This window comes from Microbulbifer harenosus (assembly GCF_005771435.1).
GTDB lineage: Bacteria > Pseudomonadota > Gammaproteobacteria > Pseudomonadales > Cellvibrionaceae > Microbulbifer > Microbulbifer harenosus.
In genome coordinates this window covers 184,776-203,400 of the sequence record NZ_VANI01000007.1, presented here as the reverse complement: position 1 = coordinate 203,400, position 18,625 = coordinate 184,776, and the positions used below count along the sequence as shown (strand labels likewise).

The 18,625-nt window shown below is 59.9% G+C and carries 15 protein-coding genes; 10 read left to right on the top strand and 5 right to left on the bottom strand.

Going from position 1 to position 18,625, the window contains the following annotated elements:
* Positions 1-59 precede the first annotated feature (59 nt).
* From FDY93_RS07395 to FDY93_RS07385, 3 genes are read right to left on the bottom strand one after another with little or no spacing between them, the layout of a single operon-like run.
* Positions 60-647 carry an FMN-binding negative transcriptional regulator gene (locus tag FDY93_RS07395; protein ID WP_138235112.1) on the bottom strand — a complete coding sequence of 196 codons (588 nt, stop codon included), beginning with the start codon at positions 645-647 and terminating at the stop codon, positions 60-62.
* 39 nt (positions 648-686) lie between these two features.
* Positions 687-989, bottom strand: a complete 303-nt coding sequence (locus FDY93_RS07390; protein WP_246068497.1) for a DUF2164 domain-containing protein — start codon at positions 987-989, stop codon at positions 687-689.
* Positions 990-1,019: 30 nt separating this feature from the next.
* The gene (locus FDY93_RS07385) at positions 1,020-1,958 is read right to left on the bottom strand and encodes a LysR family transcriptional regulator (protein ID WP_138235111.1); all 939 of its coding nucleotides are present in this window, start codon (positions 1,956-1,958) and stop codon (positions 1,020-1,022) included.
* A gap of 173 nt (positions 1,959-2,131) precedes the next feature.
* Between FDY93_RS07385 and FDY93_RS07380 the strand changes: the two genes are divergently transcribed.
* From FDY93_RS07380 to FDY93_RS07360, 5 genes are all read left to right on the top strand, one after another.
* On the top strand, positions 2,132-3,577 hold the full coding sequence (locus FDY93_RS07380) for an NAD-dependent succinate-semialdehyde dehydrogenase (protein WP_138235110.1): 1,446 nt from the start codon (positions 2,132-2,134) through the stop codon (positions 3,575-3,577).
* A 267-nt stretch (positions 3,578-3,844) separates the two neighbouring features.
* Complete coding sequence (aptA, locus tag FDY93_RS07375) at positions 3,845-5,158, top strand: omega-aminotransferase AptA (protein WP_138235109.1); 1,314 nt, start codon at positions 3,845-3,847, stop codon at positions 5,156-5,158.
* Positions 5,159-5,555: 397 nt separating this feature from the next.
* Complete coding sequence (locus FDY93_RS07370; protein WP_138235108.1) at positions 5,556-6,368, top strand: DUF6515 family protein; 813 nt, start codon at positions 5,556-5,558, stop codon at positions 6,366-6,368.
* Positions 6,369-6,565: 197 nt separating this feature from the next.
* Positions 6,566-8,788, top strand: coding sequence for a mechanosensitive ion channel domain-containing protein (locus tag FDY93_RS07365; protein WP_246068496.1), 2,223 nt, complete (start codon positions 6,566-6,568; stop codon positions 8,786-8,788).
* A 138-nt stretch (positions 8,789-8,926) separates the two neighbouring features.
* Positions 8,927-10,333 (top strand): rhomboid family intramembrane serine protease, encoded by a 1,407-nt coding sequence (locus tag FDY93_RS07360; protein ID WP_138235106.1) that lies wholly within the window; start codon positions 8,927-8,929, stop codon positions 10,331-10,333.
* Positions 10,334-10,337: 4 nt separating this feature from the next.
* On the opposite strand, the gene FDY93_RS07355 is transcribed toward FDY93_RS07360, so the two are convergent.
* Entirely contained in the window at positions 10,338-11,771 is a 1,434-nt protein-coding gene (locus FDY93_RS07355; RefSeq protein ID WP_138235105.1) for a tetratricopeptide repeat protein, read from the bottom strand.
* Between the two features lie 286 nt (positions 11,772-12,057).
* Between FDY93_RS07355 and FDY93_RS07350 the strand changes: the two genes are divergently transcribed.
* The 3 genes from FDY93_RS07350 (at position 12,058) to FDY93_RS07340 (ending at position 14,156) form a co-directional block, all read left to right on the top strand.
* Positions 12,058-13,467 (top strand): aminopeptidase PepB, encoded by a 1,410-nt coding sequence (locus tag FDY93_RS07350; RefSeq protein WP_240913992.1) that lies wholly within the window; start codon positions 12,058-12,060, stop codon positions 13,465-13,467.
* Between the two features lie 100 nt (positions 13,468-13,567).
* Complete coding sequence (locus FDY93_RS07345) at positions 13,568-13,759, top strand: antitermination protein NusB (RefSeq protein ID WP_138235104.1); 192 nt, start codon at positions 13,568-13,570, stop codon at positions 13,757-13,759.
* A gap of 145 nt (positions 13,760-13,904) precedes the next feature.
* A complete protein-coding gene (locus FDY93_RS07340; protein WP_138235103.1) occupies positions 13,905-14,156 on the top strand; it encodes a hypothetical protein in 252 nt (83 codons plus the stop codon).
* A gap of 50 nt (positions 14,157-14,206) precedes the next feature.
* Here FDY93_RS07340 and FDY93_RS07335 read toward each other — a convergent pair whose 3' ends face one another.
* Positions 14,207-15,730, bottom strand: a complete 1,524-nt coding sequence (locus FDY93_RS07335) for a UxaA family hydrolase (protein ID WP_138235102.1) — start codon at positions 15,728-15,730, stop codon at positions 14,207-14,209.
* 386 nt (positions 15,731-16,116) lie between these two features.
* Here FDY93_RS07335 and FDY93_RS07330 point away from each other — a divergent pair, with 386 nt between their 5' ends.
* Positions 16,117-16,854: a FadR/GntR family transcriptional regulator gene (locus FDY93_RS07330; RefSeq protein WP_138235101.1), complete on the top strand. Its 738-nt coding sequence runs from the start codon at positions 16,117-16,119 to the stop codon at positions 16,852-16,854.
* Between the two features lie 275 nt (positions 16,855-17,129).
* Complete coding sequence (locus tag FDY93_RS07325) at positions 17,130-18,569, top strand: glycoside hydrolase family 28 protein (protein ID WP_138235100.1); 1,440 nt, start codon at positions 17,130-17,132, stop codon at positions 18,567-18,569.
* Positions 18,570-18,625: the final 56 nt, after the last annotated feature.

The window sequence follows — 18,625 nt, the reverse complement described above, 5'->3', positions numbered from 1 at the left end:
GCGGAGTTTGGTATTCCGCTGGGTGGAACCGGGCATTTCCGGATGGCAGGTGCCAATGCTCAAGCGTTGTTCCACCGCTGCATGGCTTGGGCCATTGCGATTTCCCCCTCAGCCGTCAGCGCATCCACTACCTGCTGGCGATCCTGCTGCGGGCGATTCTGGCTCAGTTTGTATGTGCCCTGCATCTCGGTAATCTCTATTTCCACCCCGACGATGGCCCGCAGCAGTTTGGGGGAATACTCCGGCCGCCAGGGCGCATCGGCGCCGGCTTCATACTTTTCCGAAAGTTCGTTCACCAGCGACATGAGGCGCTCATCATCGGTAAATGTGCGCGCAACACCGTAGACATGCACCGTTTGATAATTCCAGGTAGGCACCCCGGGCGAGGTGTACCAGCGCGGTGAAATGTATGCGTGCGGGCCGCTGAAAATAACCAGTACCTGCTGGCCGTCGATAGTGTTCAGCTGCGGATTTTGCCGGGCAAGATGGCACAGCAGACGCTCACCACCCTGCGCAACCAAGAATGGCAAATGACTCGCTTCAGGGCGGTTGTTGCAACTGGATGTCAGTTGTCCGAATGCGTTGTTACGGACGAATCGCAATAGCTCTTCGTGATCAGAGACTGCAAAATGTTTTGGTGTGTACACTGCTACCACCTAGCGATCATGTTAAATGTCGACGTTTGACTAAGCTTCGGGTTTTTCCAGTTCCTGAAACAGATATGCCAAATCTTCCATTTTTTCGTTGAAAACCTGCTGTGCATCGAACAGGCCCCGGTTATAGATATAAGGACCTATTTCTCTGGCGAAGAAATCGAGAAGGAATTCCGCTTCGAAACCGCCGATATCCTGCTGCAGCTCATCGGCAAAGTAGGTTTTTATTTTGCTGATGATTCTCTCTTTTTGTTCCTGCGAGAATTCGATGTCTTTCATGGGGTCGCTGATGTCGGTTGATCCGGTGTGACGGGTGTGGGGTTGCCATTCTGACACACATCCGTATCTGATTGTCGCCTTGTGCGTCTATCCGTTGATTATCAGCATATCCCGAAACAACTGCACGGCTGGCTGAGCTTCCGCACTGCTTTTAAACGTGAGGGCATTCTGTATCTGATAGCAAAAGCGCTCGGGTTCGAGTGCCACCAGCTCTCCTCTATCGACATACTCCGCTGCCAGATACTCAGGCAGGAATCCGATGAATTTTCCCGACAATATCATCGCGAGGCGCGCAGCCATATGGTTGGCGATGCTCCTGTGCGGGAACAATCTATACAGGTGGGCGGCGCCGGATAACACCGCATGGTCCGGGGCGGCGAGTTCCTGGCGGGTAAGCAGTTCCTGGTCCCTATCTGTGGCACACGGGTGGTCGCCCGCCCCGTAGAGCAGCGACTGGTGGCTGAACAGCGGCTGGTAGCTGAGACCGGGGCGGCGGGAGTGCAGGGGATTGATGCCCACGTCGGCGCGTCCGCCGAGGATTTCCAGTTCCAGTTCGTGAGGGGCGGCGAGCTTGATCTCCAGCTGCAGCTGTGGTGCGCGCTCGCGCAGGCGGGCAATGGTGGCCGGCAGGTTCAGCTGGGGAATGGCCAGAGCGTCGTCTGGCAGGATCACCCGCAACCTGCCGGTGAGTTGCGACTGGATGGCATTTACCTGGCTTTTGAAGCTGGCCAGGTGGCCGTCCAGTTCCAGGATGGCCTGGTACAGCGCTTCGCCTTCCGCTGTCAGCTTGAAGTCGGCGCGGCCGCGGGAACGCAGGCACAGCTGCATGCCGAGGCGCGTTTCCAGGTCTGACAGATGCACGCTGATGGTAGAGCGGCTGATGTTCAATGCCACCTCCGCCGCCGCCAGCCCACCGGCGCGCACCACCTCGCGGAATACCCGCAGCAGGCGCAGGTCCATATCGCTGAGGCGGCCACTCAGGGGTTGCTTGGGGTGGCTGGTTTTGGGTTTCGGGGTTTGTGGCATTGGGGTCGCCTGCAGGCAAGCTTCTACGTGGAGGTAATCGTGGAGACAATGGAGTGTATACGAGCAAAGTTTGATAGATCTGAATTTTCATTACAAAGGTTTTGCTATTCGCGCCCAGACTGGCGATCCAGAATCCCGGACAGATAGATATGACGGTATTCAGGGAGTATTCGATGGATTTGAACAATAACCGCTTATTCCAGACCAAGAACTATATTGATGGGCAGTGGTGCGAGAGTGCCGGTAAGTTGGCAGTCACCGACCCGGCCACGGGCGCACTGCTGGCGGAGATCGCCGATGGCGGTGCTGAGGATGCGGAGCGGGCAGTGGCTGCGGCGCATGCCGCTTTCCCGGCCTGGAGCGGCAAGACTGCGGCCGAGCGAGCGGCGGTGTTGAAGCGTTGGTACCGGCTGATCGCGGACAACCGTGAGGATCTGGCGCGGCTGCTGACCCTGGAGCAGGGCAAGCCGCTGGCGGAGGCGCTGGGCGAGATCGACTACGGCGCCTCTTACATCGAGTGGTATGCCGAAGAGTGCCGCCGCGCCTACGGCCAGACGATTCCCACTCACAACCCGGCCATGCGGCTGCATACCATCCGTCAGCCGGTGGGTGTGGTGACCTGCATTACCCCGTGGAACTTCCCCAATGCCATGATCACCCGCAAGGCGGCGCCGGCGCTGGCGGCGGGCTGTACAGTGGTGATCAAACCGGCGGCGGAGACGCCGCTGTCGGCACTGGCGCTGTGTGCACTGGCGGAGGAGGCCGGGCTGCCGGCGGGTACCCTGAATGTGGTGGCGGGCTCTGATTCCGCTGCCATCGGCAGGGTGCTGACTCAGGATGCGCGGGTGGCGAAATTCACCTTCACCGGCTCCACGCAGGTGGGCAAGCTGCTGATGGCGCAGTGCGCGGGCACGGTGAAAAAGATGTCCATGGAACTCGGTGGCAATGCGCCGTTCATCGTATTCGACGATGCGGATATTGATGTGGCGGTGACCGCCTGTATGGCGACCAAGATGCGCAATGCGGGCCAGACTTGTGTGTCGACGAACCGGATTTATGTACACGAGTCGGTGCACGATGAATTTGTGGACAAGCTGCGCGCACAGATGCAGGCCCTGCGACCGGGGCACGGGCTTGAACAGGGCACGACGCTTGGACCGCTGATTTTCCGTCGCGCGGTGGATCGGGTGCACGGAATGGTGGAGGAGGCGGTGGCCAATGGGGCGCGTCTGTTGTTGGGGGGAGATTTTCTGCCGAACGGCGAAAATTATTACGCACCGACGCTGCTTACTGAGGTGCGCGATGATATGCGCATTGCGCGGGAGGAAATTTTCGGGCCGCTGGCGGTGGTGTTGAAGTTCCGCGAGGAAGGCGATGTGATCCGCCGCGCCAATGATACACCGTTCGGGTTGGCGGCCTATGTGATGAGTGAAAACATCCGCCGGGCGAACCGGGTGGTGGAGGCGCTGGAGTACGGAATGGTGGCGTGCAATGCGGGCGTGTTTTCCACCACGGTGGCACCGTTCGGCGGTATCAAGGAATCCGGTATCGGCCGCGAGGGTGGCGTCGAAGGCATGGCCGAATTCTACGAGACCAAATACTGCTGCTACGGAATTTGATTTGTAGGAGCCTGCCTGCAGGCGAACCCGGGAGCTCGGAGCCCGGCCCCGCCAGCGGGCCCGCCATTATGGAATTCTTTACCGATTGCGGTGGCGGCAGATCCCCGGGTCCGGGTTTTCAGGACCGCTGTAGACCCATCCCTGGGCGCTGCGTCGCAAACATCCTGTTTGCGACGCTCCTGAAAACCCGGCCCCGGGGCTCTGCCTTCGCATCGAAGTTATTTACTACGTTAGAAACATTTGAAGAAATTAATCTCGGAGAAAACCATGTCCGAACTGAAAACCGACGCATTCTGGATGCCCTTTACCCCCAACCGTACCTACAAGGTGGCGCCGCGCATTGTGGAGCGTGCGGAAGGGATTTACCTGTTTGAAAAATCCGGCCGCAAGATCATTGACGCCACCGCTGGCCTGTGGTGTTCCAACGCCGGTCACTGCCGGCGGGAAATTGCCGAGGCGATCCATGAGCAGGCGCTGAAACTGGACTACAGCTCGATTTTCAATTTCGGCCACGAGCTGAGTTTTGAATACGCGGAGCGCCTGGTGCAGTACACGCCGGATGGCCTGAACCGGGTGTTCTTCGGCAACTCCGGTTCCGAGGCGGTGGAGTCGGCGCTGAAGATTGCGCTGCAGTACCAGCGCGCGCGCGGCAAGGGGACGCGCACCATGTTTATCGGCCGCGAGAAGGGTTACCACGGGGTGAACTTTGGCGGTATTTCCGTGGGCGGTATCGCGCCGAATTACCAGACGTTTGGCCAGCCGGTAAAAGCCAACCATATGCGCCACACCCTGGATATCGCGCGCAATGCTTTCTCCAAAGGTTTGCCGGAGCACGGTATCGAGCTGGCGGAGGATCTGGAGCGTCTTGTGGCCTTCCACGGCGCGGATCAGATTGCCGCGGTGATTGTGGAGCCGTTCGCTGGTGCCGGCGGTGTGGTGCTTCCGCCGAAAGGTTATCTGCAGCGGCTGCGGGAGATCTGTGACAAGCACGATCTGCTGCTGATTTTCGATGAGGTGATTTCTGGCTGGGGCCGTACCGGTTCGCCGTTTGCCTCGCAGGAATTCGGCGTCACGCCGGATATGATCACGTCCGCCAAGGGCATTACCAATGCGACGGTGCCGCTGGGTGCGGTGTTCGTGAGTGACAAAATTTACAACACGGTGATGGATGCGGCGGTGGAAGGCGCGGTGGAGTTTTATCACGGTTACACCTACTCCGCGCACCCGGTGGCCTGTGCGGCGGGGATGGCGACGCTGGATATTTACGAGCGCGAGGGACTGCTGACCCGCGCCGCCGGAGATATCGGCAAGCACTGGGAGAGCGCCCTGCACAGTCTGGCGGACCTGGACAATGTGATTGATGTGCGCAATTACGGTCTTGTGGGCGCGATCGAACTGCGCGCGCCGGACAACCTAAAGGGCAGGTTTGGTGCCAAGGCGTCGGCGCTGGCGTGGCAGGCCGGGGTAATGGCGCGGGGCATTGGCGATGCGCTGTGCATGTCGCCGCCGCTGATCATCGAAGCGCACGAGATCGACGATATCGTCGACAAGCTGCGCGGGGTGATTTCCGGGCTGGAATAGTTGACCGCGACAGCGGGTGTGGAGTCCAGGTCTGTTGTATGAGCCTGGATGGGGAGTCACTCTGCGCAAGGCTAAACTTAGCAAGGTGGTCGGTCGATGCGGTGAATTGCGCGGGGCCGTGCAGGCCCGGGCGCAGTGCTGTATTCGCCACTCACCAAGGGAGGGTGGCGCCTCCGGCTACCGTGGCCCGTGCGGTTCCGCCGCTGACCGCGTTTGCGTCGGGGCCGTGCGCGGCTTATTTACATCCATAAACAACACTGACCTGATTGCCTGAATATTCTGGGGGGCCGGCGCGCCGGGCGGCGCGCGCAGCAGAGGTTTCCCTATGTCCGGCACGTCAGCATTTCTCTTTGCCTTGCGCGGCAGACCGCGCGGTGCAGCATCTGCTTTTTCAATATTGTTTTTTTCAACATTGTTGCTTGGTACCTGCCTGGCCTGTGGTGTCGCCGCCAGCGCGCATGCCCAGTCGGGTGGCCTGAGCGACACGCCGCCGGACCAGTCCAGCGGGGAAGCGGCGGAGGACTACGCGCGGGACCCGGATCGCCAGCGCCAGTTGCCAGCGGACGCGGTGCAACTGACCCTGAGCGGCAACATTTACTACTATCAGGGCGGGTATTTTTACCGCCGTGAAGACGACGGTTTCCTGCGGGTAGAGCCGCCGTTGGGCGCGGAGCTGTCGTTTCTGCCTTACGGCAGCAACGGCTTTGAAATTGATGGCCAGCGTTTTTTTCTGAGTGGCACCGGTACCTTTTACCGCTATGAGCCCCGCCGTCGCAGTTACATCGTGACCACGCCGCCCTATGAATGGCGGCGCTACTACAACGGTGGCATCGCCGGCGCCTACGAGGAGCGGCTTTACGGTTATCCCGATGTGAATCTGGATGACCTGCGGGATCGCTCCGGCATCCCCCGTGCCTATCCCCCCGATGCGCTGGACCCGGGTCCAAGCGATAACGAGGGCGTCCCACTGTACGAGGTGGAGGGGTATCGCGATCCGCGTCGGGGCACGGCCCGCCCTTACGCCAATGTGCGCCCCCCGTACGACTGGAGCAGTGGCGAGCGCTACGACAATCGCGTGCTGGCGGAATCCGCCTGCCGCCAGGATGCGTTCGATGCGGCGCGCCGGGGCAGCAGTCTCGAAGACCAGCGTTTGCGGATTTATCAGCGCGCATACCGCGACTGTATCCAGCGCTATGACCGCCGCCGCTGAGAGCCGGCCCACCTCATCTACACTGAATCCATTGCGGGATTGGGCGTTGTCCAGGATGTGGCATGCCGGCATTTTCCACCACGATAGACCAGGAATACCGATGTACAGGGACAGTTCCGGGCATGGCCACTGATAGCACTTCTTCACACCGCCCCGTTTCGCATCACCTCGGGCTGCCTTTGATACCGCAGTGGTTATTGTGTCTCGCTGCAGTATTTCTACTGCTGCCCGCGCTTGCCGCGGCGCAGCTCCCCTCCGGCAAACCAAAGGAATTCTCTCCGGTAATCCCGGATTTCAACGCATTGTCCGCCGACTGGTGGACGCAGTGGCCGGACGTCACCCAGAAGCAGCGCGCACAGTGGCTGCAGGAAGTGGAAACCGCCTGGAAAGATTGGAGTGCGGCAATTCCCGAAGACGCGGATCTCGGGAAAAAAGTCGATGCGGTCAATCTGCGTTTTGCCGGTATCCGCAAAACCTGGCAAAAACGCGAGGAACTGAAGAAAGTTGGGGTCTTGCCGGAGGTCAAATTCCCGGACTCGCCAAACGTGCTGCAGTGGGCGCAGTCCGATGCCGCGGTGGCGCGGGGCCAGCAGCGGTTTGACGGTCTGCGGTTGGAGAACTCGCAGATGGATGAGAGCGTTGCTCAGTCGCTAGGCCGGCTGCGGGAGCAGGTTATTGCGCTGCGCGATACCCACCGCTCCGACGCCGGATACATCGAAGCGACGGTGGATGTGTTTTTTGCCCAGCTCAGCCACCTGCAGATTCAGGAGGAGCAGCGGATGCTGCAGGAGCAGCTGTCCGCCTGGGAGGAGGAGCTGACCATTGCCCGGGCGGAGTTGCAGCGCATGCTCAAAGAGCTGCAGTTCAGTGCCGAGGCGGCAAAAAAGCTGGCTGCGGCGCGCACCGTGGAAAAGTCCAATCTGGAGGAACTGGCGCGCGAGCGCAGCGACACCCGGGATCTGATTTTTGAAACGTCCGACGCTGCAGTCACCATGGAGCAGCAGATTCGGATGATGAACTTCAGTGTCGAGGCGCTGGAAAACCGCTTGCAACTGCGCAAGCAGGAACTGCTGCTCGCCATCAACAGACTGCTCGATGCCAGCGACGGTAAAGAGCAGAAGCTGTCTCTCAGTAATGACCTGGTGGCCAATGCGGAAACCGTCCGCAACAACCTTGCGCGCCAGCTCAATGTGCGCCAGCGCCAGATCGTCGCCTGGGTGGGCGAGGACACCAACGCGATGACCAAATGGTGGCGCCAGTTTGAGAAGGTCGCCAGCGGCCTCGGCCGTGTCGGCGACTTGATCGATGACGTGAAGCGCTACGAAAACGCCCAGCTGTTTGTGTACCAGCGTCAGCAGGGGTGGTGGAAAACCGCAGGCGAACGCTTCCTGCACCAGTTTGAGGATCTGCGCACCAGCTGGCGCAATCTCGCCAACTACAAGCTGTTTGCCATCAGCGAGCAGCCCATTACCCTGAAAGACATCGCGCAGATGATCCTGGTGATTCTCGCCGCCTGGGGCTGTTCGCGACTGCTGAACTGGATACTGAAACGTATGGTGCGCAAGAACCGCACCAGCGAGCAGAGTTCCTACACCCTGTGGCGGATTCTGAATTACTGCATCGTCCTTATCACTTTCATCATCATCCTCACCATGGTGGGGCTAGATACCTCCAAACTCACGCTGATTGCCGGCGCTCTTTCGGTGGGTATCGGGTTCGGGATGCAGGCGATATTTTCCAATTTCATCTCCGGCATCATCCTGTTGTTCGAGCAGCCGCTCAGGGTCGGCGACCTGGTGGAACTGGAGTCTGGTGTATTCGGGCGCATCCGCGATATCAGTGTGCGCTCTACCCGCATCACCACCCGCGACAATGTAGACATCCTGGTGCCGAATTCCGAGTTTGTTACCGGGCGGGTTACCAACCACACCCTGGACGACCCGGTGCGGCGTATTCATGTCGTATTCGGCGTTGCCTACGGTACCGATCCGGAAGAGGTGCGCGAAGCGGCCATGGCCGCAGCGGAGCGGGTGCCGGTCACATTCACCAACTGGCAGCGCAAGACTGAGGTATGGCTCACGGATTTCGGCGACAGCGCGCTGAAATTCAAACTGGTGGTCTGGGTAAACAGCAATGCGGTGTCCTCGCTCGGCGATCTCACTGCGCTCTATAACATCGAGTTGCTGCGGGAGTTTGACCAGCGCGGCATCGAAATTCCCTTCCCGCAGCGGGACCTGCATGTGCGCAGCTGGGGGCCTTCGCCAGCGCTGGCTAAGGATACGCCGGTGGATTCCCCGGCGCCGCGACGCGGCTCCGCGGGCGCCGAAGACTGGCCGCAAGATGACGGGGAAAACGGTGACAGCGATGGCGGCGATGGCAGTGACGGTGGGCAGGATTCCGGCGGCCCCGCCAGCCACTGACCGGTCGCGGGCCGCCGGCTGGCGCCGTTTTCCCGCTTTTCGACTGCGCGGCGGCGCGCGGGGCTGGCCTTATTGCACAGCCTCTGTATTCTGAGCGACCTGATTCTTTTTACTGCCAATCACACTGCGGGTCTGCCCTTGCTTATCATTCCCATTCAGAACAAACCCGACTGGCGCCGGCCGCCACTGGTATGTTTTGCCCTGGTTCTCATTAATTTGCTGGTGTTCGTGCTCTACCAGAGCGGCGACGAAGCCCGCTGGCAGGCGGCTGAGGAGTTCTACTTCGCCAGCGAGCTGCCGGCGCTGGAAGAGGCGCGCTTCTACGAGTATGTGGACGCCGAGCAGCCCGAGTGGCGCACCCTTGCTCAGGGGGCGGGCGAGGAATTCATCTACGAGCAGCTGCTGTGGAGCCGGGAGTTCCACCGCTGGCTGGTGGTGCAGCTGGAAGAGGAGGGGCAGTCCCAGTGGCTGCAGCAGCGGCAGCAGTTCGCCGAACGGCGCGATAGCCTTTCGAGCTTTGCCTACGGCCTGACACCGGCCAACCCGACATTGAAAGGGCTTTTCGGGCATATGTTTCTGCACGGCGGCTGGGACCATCTACTGGGCAATATGATCTTCCTGATGCTGTTCGGCCTGTCGGTGGAGCTCGCCCTCGGCGCCGCCTGGTTTGTCGGCCTGTACCTGCTCGGGGGACTCGCCGCCGCGGCCCTGCACATGGGGGTGGAGGCGGGCAGCCTGATGCCGGTGATCGGCGCCTCCGGTGCCGTGTCGGCGGTAATGGGCATGTTCGTGGCGGTATACGGTATCCGCCGTCTGCGTTTCTTCTATACGTTGGGATTTGCCTTCGGAGAATTCACCGCACCGGCGCTGCTGGTGTTGCCCTTGTGGCTGGGCAAGGAAGTGTTCGGCTACTTCTTTGGCAGCGACAACATTGCCTACTGGGCGCACTTTGGCGGGCTGGTGGCGGGTTTTGCCTGCACCTGGCTGCTCATCCGCCTGCGCCCGAGCCGCGAAATCCAGGTGGAAGAGGATCTGCCTCCCACCCCGGAACAGCTTGCCCTCGCGCGCATTGAGTCACTGCAGAACAGCGGCAAGCTGCTCGAGGCGAGCCAGGCGGCCGCCGCTGCCCGGCGTCAGCACCCGGAATCCCTGCCGCTCATCTACAAGGGCATCGAACTTACCGTGTTGGCACCGGAGAGTGAGGCGCACCACCGCGCCTGGCTTGCGCTGTTCGCGCTTGCCAAACAGCCGGGGCAGGACTTTGCGCCAGTAGCGCGGGGTGTTGAGGATTATCTGCAGAAGGCGAAGGTGCCGCGGGCGCTGAATGCGGGTGTGTGCCTGGTGATTGCCCAGCGCGCGGCCGCGGAAAAGCGCTGGGAACTGGTGGAAACATTGTTGCTGCGCCTGCAGCAGAAGGAACACCGCCACCCGCTGATGGCGCGCCTTGCCAATGGGCTCGTCGATCACTACCGCCGCTGCGGAGACGAAGCGCGCGCGCGCCGCGCGCTGGAGTTTGCCCGCAGCCTGCAACCCGCCGCGGTGTAGTTTGTTACGCTGGCTGCGGACTCTGCTCCGCGGCCAGAATCGACACCAGTTGTCGCACTTCCTGCATTACCCCGCTTTGCGGATATTTTTTCTGCACGTATGCCAGTAGCTTGAGACTGTTGTCGGTGCGGTTGAAACCGTCCATGTAAATCTTCGCCAGCAACAGCAGCGCGCTGTCCAGCCGTGTATAACTGGGGTCTTCCTTGTGCAGATTGTTGATCAGCGTCAGTGCCGGTTTGAACTGCCGCTGGCGGTAGAGTGCCTCGGCGATCTGGTGGCGCAGCAGTGACTTGTCGATGGCCGGTGGCTTGCCCTGGGATGTGGCGGTTGCCAAATACAGCTCAGCTGCCTTGTGCGGCTGGTTCAGGGTCACAAACCGTTCCAGCAGATGGGGCCCCAGCTCCCGCAGGGCTTTCTTGTCGTCCATTGCCAGCAGCAGGCGGAAATAACGCTCGTTCAGCGCAATATCGTCTGGCTGCTGGCGCAGCGCGGTGACCAGCGCTTTACGCGCTTCCTCACCGCGCCCCTCGCGCAGCAGGATACTCGCATCCGCCAGAGCCTTGCGGCGCTCGAATTCGCGCTCTTCCAGAAACTCCGCGTCGTCCAGCTGCGAAATAACCCCCAGCTTCTGCTGTCGGGTCAGGCAGATGTAGCCCATCATGGCGCTGGTGACGATGGAGAAATAGCTGGTGACAAACGCGAGCAGCGGCAGCAGCATCCAAGGCGGCAGCTTGTCGGCGACGATGGGCAGCAGGTAGGTCGGTGCAGCGGAAACCGCGGTGGTGGAGAGCCACAGCAGCCAGTAGGGCCAGCCAATGATCAGGGTGAACTGCAGCAGCTTCAGCGGATTCACCGCCGCGCGCATGCTCTGTTCCAGCGCCAGTACAATCATCGCCGCCGGCGCCAGCAGCGACAGGGCGATGGAATACGCCTGCACCGCACCCTCCCCCAGCCCCGCCAGCAGCATGCCGCCACCACCGGCTACCAGAATCATGCCGATTACCTTGGCGAAGATGGCGGCACTGCGGCCGTCCTGGGCATCCCCAAAGGTGGGGGCCTGCAGCTGGCCGCCGGCGAGTTTTTCGATCACCAGCAGGTTGTAGCGGATCACTACCGCAAGCATCGCCACCAGTACGAAAATCGACAGCCAGCCCAGCCCGGTCATGGCGATCGCCGCCGCCGCGCAGATGGCGGAGAAGGTCAGGGGGCCGGCGGAAAACGCGTAGCGGAAATAGAACGGGGCCATCTGCCAGAAAGGGCGGGCCTTGTTGCTCGCGCCCACATTGTCCAGGCGCTGGTTGCACAGCACGCACTTGGGGGTGGACTTGTAATAGTTATCCACCGATCCCGGTACGCAGTCGCCGCAGTATTCCTTACTGCAGCCGGTGCATTGCCATACGGCATCGGCGCCGGAGTGGTAGTGGCAGGCGTTGCCCATAGTACTTTCCTTAGTGTTTGGCCGTGCTTGGCTTGTCGTTATTTTCAGCCTGCAAAGTTTATCGGCACACTGGCGTTGCGCGCAAACCGGTACTTGCAGGCTGCTAGACTGACCCAATATCGTGTCGCTGACGCGGGAACCCCAGGAAAACTACTGCGCGTGCGCCTGGCGGCGTCCGGCTGTGCTCAAAATGCTCACGTACCTGAAGTACGCTCCGCTTTTTGCGCGCAGGCGGCCACCACCAGCTACCCGCTCGCTACGTTTTCCAGCGGTTCCGTAGTTGGATATGCGTAAACAAAAACTGATGCAAGAAGGTGTACAGATGACAACAGCGATGCAGGTAAGGCTGGAAACCACAGCGGCGGCGGAACATTGGGGCAAGAACGCCCTGCTGAGCTTCAACGACAGCGAAGCCCGGATTCACGCCACCGAGGCTGCAGGCGGCACCCTGGTCGCGGTACAGCGCGGTGCCCGCCGTCTCGACGGTATGGGAGTCACGGCGGTTGCCCTCACCGGTGACAACTGGGATCTGGAAAGCCGCTGGGCCTTCTGGGCCGGGTACTACAACCCGAACCGCCAGAGCACGCTGGATTGGGGCATCGGCGACGGCGAAGAGCGGAAAGAATTGGAGGCGCGCAAGGCGGCGAGCCTGTGGGTGCGGGAGATCACCAACGGTACCCCGGAAAACGTCTTCCCTCGCGCACTCGCGGAAAGCGCCGCGGACATGCTGCAGAAACTCGCCCCGGATGCGGTGAGTTATCGCATTGTCTCCGGCGATGAACTGCTGGAAGAGGGCTTTATGGGCATCCACAGCGTCGGCCGCGGCAGCGTGCGCGGCGGCGCGATGCTGCAGCTGGACTATAATCCTTTCGCTGATGGCTCCAATCCTTTCGCTGATGGCTCCAATCCTTTCGCTGATGGCTCCAACCCTTCCGCTGATGGCTCCAACCCGGCCGGTAACGACGCCGCCGCGGTGGACATCTGCCTGGTGGGCAAGGGTATTACCTTTGATTCCGGCGGCTACAGTATCAAACCCTCCGCCGGCATGGCGCACATGAAATCCGATATGGGCGGTGCGGCAATGGTCACCGGCGGCCTCGCGCTCGCCATTGCGCGCGGGCTGAAAAAGCGCGTGAAGCTCTACCTGTGCTGTGCGGAAAACCTGATCTCCGGGCACGCGTTCAAGCTCGGCGATATCATCCGCTACAAGAACGGGGTGACCGCGGAAATTCTCAATACCGATGCGGAAGGCCGATTGGTTCTTGCCGATGGCCTGATCGCCGCGAGCGAGCAGAATCCCCGTTACATTCTCGATGCGGCAACGCTGACCGGCGCGGCAAAAATGGCGGTGGGCCGGGATTACAATTCGGTGCTGAGCCTGGAAGATGAGATGGCCGAGAAGGTGTTGTCTGCGGCCAGATCAGAAAACGAAAAAGCCTGGCGTCTGCCGCTGGAGAAATTCCATCTGGAACAGATTCCCTCCGGTTTCGCGGATATTGCCAACGTGGGCGTGGACGGCAGCCCCGGCGCTTCCACCGCGGCAGCGTTTCTTGCCAAGTTCGTGCGCGATGAGGGGCGCGGCTGGGTGCATATGGATCTATCCGGTTCTTATCTGCCAGCGCCGAATGATCAGTGGGCACAGGGGGCCAAGGGGCACGGCGTGCGTACCATTGCTCGGTTCCTTTTGGATAATTGAGTCACGCGGTAACCACTTAGTTGTTTCCCTGGCGGCGGAGCACCGGTACTCCGCCTTCAATTCAGGCTGATGTGTATTATTCGGCAGCGAGGATGAACCGATGGAAGAGTATCAGGTGATGATTCAGTCGCGGGAGTGGCTGGTAGGCTGGGGTACGCTTTCGCTGATTAATGCCGGTTTGGCTCAGGGAAAAAATCGCAGTGGTCTGATGTGGTGGCTGTTGAGCCTGCTTTTGGGACCCCTGGCAACACTGATCATTGTATTACTCAGCAAGCATTCGCATAAGGATTGACGCAGGTGGAAACAGCGAAAGGGAAGAGCCATACGAGTTTTACTGCTTTGTAGTGAGTTCAATGGATTAAGTCAGAGAGTGTACCGCGCGCTTGCGCAAATGCGCTGTGAGCTTTCGGTGTAATCGGCGACTGATAAAAAGAATATTGCCGGCGCTGCTCAACTACCCCATCGACACGCTGGAAATTACGCCCGACTACCTCCGTGATATAAAACACGGAATCAAAGACCGCGTCGGTTACCTGTGCTTTTCCTTCCACGGTGGTGCGATGAGTACTCCGCAGTGTCAGGATTTATTGTCTGCCTATCAACAGTTGCAGGCTGCGGATATTGACGTGATTTGCCTGATGGGCGGAGAGGATATTCCTGCACTGGCTGAAGGCCTGGTAGAGGTATAAAACTGGTCACCGAATAAAAGAAAAAGCCGGCGAAGAATCGCCGGCTTCTCTCAAACAACCGCCCCAATATGCCAGGGCAAGAATTCGTTGTCACCGTAATCGAGTTTTTCACTGGCACTCTGCTCGCCAGAAGCAATCGCCAGAATGTGCTGGAAAATCATCTCACCGCACTCGGCAACACTGTAGCGCTTATCCAGAATGCCACCGCAGTCGACATCCATATCCTCGCGCATACGCTCAAACAGATTGGAGTTACTCGCCAGCTTGATACTTGGCACCGGCTTGCCACCAAATGCCGAACCGCGTCCGGTGGTGAAACACACCACATTTGCGCCGCTCGCCACCTGGCCAGTAACGGACACCGGATCAAAGCCCGGGCTGTCCATGAACACGAGGCCCTTCTTGCGCACTTGTTCTGCATACAGGTATACGTCCTGCAGCGCGGTGGTGCCACCCTTCGCCTGCGCGCCCAGGGATTTTTCCGCGATGGTAGTCAGGCCGCCGGCCTTGTTGCCTGGGGATGGGTTGTTGTTCAGCTCCACACCGTTCATTTCGGTGTAGTGCTCCCACCACTTGATACGGTCAACCAGCTTCTGCGCAACCTCAGGGGATACCGCGCGGCGGGTCAGCAGATGCTCAGCGCCGTAAATTTCCGGTGTCTCTGAATAGATCACAGTTCCGCCCTGGCGCACCAGAATATCCGCCGCCGCACCCAGCCCGGCGTTTGCAGTAATGCCCGAGTAGGCGTCGCTGCCGCCGCACTGTACCGCGAGGGTCAGCTCGGAAGCGGGAATCGGTTCGCGCTGGCAGGCATTGGCCGCCGGCAGCATGGCTGCCAGGCGCTCAATGCCCGCGTCGATGGCCGCGCGGGTGCCACCCATGCCCTGGATGGTCATTACCTGGAAGTGCTCGCCTTCCTGCAGGCCGGTTTCGCGCATCAGGCTGGAAATCTGCATGGCCTCGCAGCCAAGACCAATCAACAGAACACCGGCGAAGTTCGGGTGCACAATGTGGCCGTGCAGGGTACGCAGCAAAGTCTGGTAGCCCTCACCGGATGTGGACATGCCACAGCCGCTGTCGTGGCCCAGTGCCACAATGCCATCAATATTGGGAAAATCGCGCAGTTTGCCACTGTCGCGGAAGTGGGCTGCGATCGCACGGGACACGGTAACGGAACAGTTCACCGTGGACACAACGGCAAGGTAATTGCGAGTGCCTGCCTTTCCGCTGGCACGGCGGAAGCCCATGAATGTCGCGCGCTCAGCTTCCGGTACCAGCGTTGTGGGGACGTAGTCCTTGCAGAACTCGTGCGCAACCTGGTGGTTGCCGGCTTCCATGTTGTATTCGTGTACATGGGTGCCGGGAGCAATGGCCTCCCGCGCAAAGCCAATAACCTGGCCGTACTTGATTACCGCTTCACCGGCGCCGATGGCGCGCACACAGACCTTATGCATCGCGGGTACATCGGAAAGCAGTGGCAGCATGTTGCCACCCCAGTTAACCAGCGCTCCGGCGGGCAGGGGGGCTTTGCTAACGGCGACATTATCGTCTGAATGTATATGAATGAGATCCATCTGGTCCTGACTCCGCTAACGGACTTGCGGTCAGTTGTCGTTATGGTTGGTCGCAATCTAACACTATATTGGTAAGGCCGCAATCTGCAGTTTAGTTCGATTTGGTAAGACTGTGGGGCCAATTCCCGTGTTGTGGTGGCTAAACCCCTTCTGCTAAACTGCGGCGAAGCGTTTTCCGCAACTTATATATAAGCACCAGGAACGATGTGTTTTGGTTGGCAAAGCGGGAAATCCGGATGGGTCAGGCAGGTTTTTGTAGCGAACACCTGTTGGATACCATCCAAAGATGAAAGTGACGGTGGCGCGCTGGCTTGAAACCGGTGGTCCACCCATTGAAATACACAAACAGAAGAACAGATGCAGCATAAGTGCAGGAGATTGGTCTGATGCAGGGTGCCAGACTTTACCAACAGGTGGCCGAAAAGTTGGCCGCTGCCATCGCCGCCGGTGACTACCCGGCGGGTACTCGTTTGCCCGCCGAACGCAAACTGGCGGAGCGCTTTGAGGTCAGCCGCCCCACGGTGCGCGAGGCCATCATTGCCCTCGAGCTGGCCGGCTGTGTGGAAGTGAAAGGCGGTTCAGGCGTTTATGTGACCGATACCGAAGCTAGCGCCTTCTCCGCTGGAGAGAGCGATATCGGTGCCTTTGAGATCCTTCAGGCCCGAATGATGTTCGAGGGAGAGGCCGCCGGTCTCGCCGCCCGCGAAATGTCCGATGCGGAAATCAAAGAGCTGGAAGTGATCCTGGAAGAAATGGTGGCGGAGAACGCCTCCGACTCCAATGCCGAAGTGGCGGATGAGAAGTTTCACATTCACATTGCCCGCTGCACCCACAACGATGCGGTGGTTTCTGTATGCGAACATTTGTGGAAGCTGCGCAACAACTCTTCAGTCTCTGCGCGTATTCTTGAGAAGGTGCGCCAGGTGGGCTCCAAACCCCGGATTGAAGAGCACCGTCGCATTCTCGATGCCATTAAGAAGCGCGACCCGGAAGGTGCGCGCAATGCCATGCGTGACCACCTGCAGAGAGTGGTACAGCAGTTGCTGGATGCCACCGAAGCGGAAGCGCTGGAGCAGGCGCGCCGCGAAATGAGTGCCGCCCGCCAGCGTTTTGCCCTGCCCTGACGATCGTTTCCAGCACGCTCGAATTGCTCGAGCCCCGAAAGCCGGCCACTGTGCCGGCTTTTTTGTTTGCCGGATATCTGACACGTGCCAAATGGCTGCGTACCCGCCTGGTTGTTGCCCTGCAAAAATTGGTATGACAGTATTGTAGAAATTTTCACACTGGTCTTGCCAGATTTCCAGGCAGGCTGGTGCGCTAGACGTTATTGCTGCTGGAATCCAGTGCGGCAAAACCCAAGACAGATAAACCAGTACAACAATAAACCCGGGAGGTAATGATGACTGGACTCAACCGGCGAGTATTCCTGCAATCCATGATGGCCGCGGCGGTAGTGCCTGTCATCTCCGGTCTGCCCGCGCAGGCGCTGGCCATGAGCCGCCCACCCCGGGCCCAATACAATGGCCCTTGGGCGAAGGTGCCGGAGATTCTGTCGTCCATCAGGCTCCCATCCATTCCCGCCCGCGATTTCAATCTCAAAGCGCTGGGCGCGCGCGGCGAGGGCGAAGATGCCAGTGAGTACTTTGCCGCTGCCGTTGAGGCGAGTCGCAGGGCCGGCGGTGGTCGCATCGTAGTGCCGGCGGGCAGGTACCGCACCGGACCAATTCACCTGGTATCCAATACCGAGCTGCATCTGGAGGAAGGGGCGGAAATCCATTTCGTCCCCGATCCCGGACGCTACCTACCGGCGGTGAAAACCCGTTGGGAAGGGTTGGAAATGATGGGTTACTCCCCTCTGATCTATGCCCACAAGGCCGACAACGTGGCGTTGACCGGCAAGGGTTTGATTGACGGAGGTGCCGACTGTGACACCTGGTGGCCGTGGAAGGGGGCGAACGGCAAATGCGCCAACAGCTCCAACGAGGGGGATACCCAGCATCCGGCGCGCAAGGCACTGATGGATGATGCCGAAAGTGGGGTTCCCGTCGCGGAGCGCCTGTACGCCGATGGTTCCTTCTTGCGCCCACCGCTGGTGCAGTTCTACGAGTGCAACAATGTGCTCATTGAAGGCGTGACTCTGGAAAATTCTCCGTTCTGGGTCATCCATCCGGTGCTGTGTGAAAGCCTCACGGTACGCAATGTCACCACCCGCAGCCACGGCCCCAACTCCGATGGTTGCGACCCGGAATCCTGTCGCAATGTACTGATTGAAGGCTGTCTGTTCGACAACGGCGACGACTGTATTGCCATCAAGTCCGGGCGCAACGCGGATGGTCGCCGCGTGAATGTTCCCACCGAGAATGTGGTAGTGCGGAACTGCCAGATGCGTGATGGTCACGGCGGGCTGGTGTTGGGCAGTGAAATTTCCGGCGGTGTGCGCAATGTGTTCATGGAGGACTGCGTGATGAGCAGCCCCAATCTGGATCGCGGCCTGCGTATCAAGACGAATGCCATGCGCGGCGGTGAGATCCACGATATCTACGTGCGCAACCTCACCATAGGGCAGGTGAAAGATGTCATCGTGATCAACTTCTTTTACGAAGAGGGGGACAAGGGCAGCTTTGACCCCAATGTCTACAACATCCAGGTGGAAAATCTGGTGTGTGAGCAGGCCAACCGCGCCTTCCATATCCGCGGCTTCGAACGCGCGCCTATCCGTGGTCTGCAGATTTTCAACAGCCGCATTGACCAGGCCGGTTCCGTTGGTGTGATTGAAGCGGTTTCCGGCCTGACCGTGGATAACGTCAGCATCAATGGTCAGGCCTTTAAGCCCGGTTGATCAGTCCTTTTCTATAAACCTTCCAAAAGCGCCCGGAAGACGTCCAGTGCGGGATA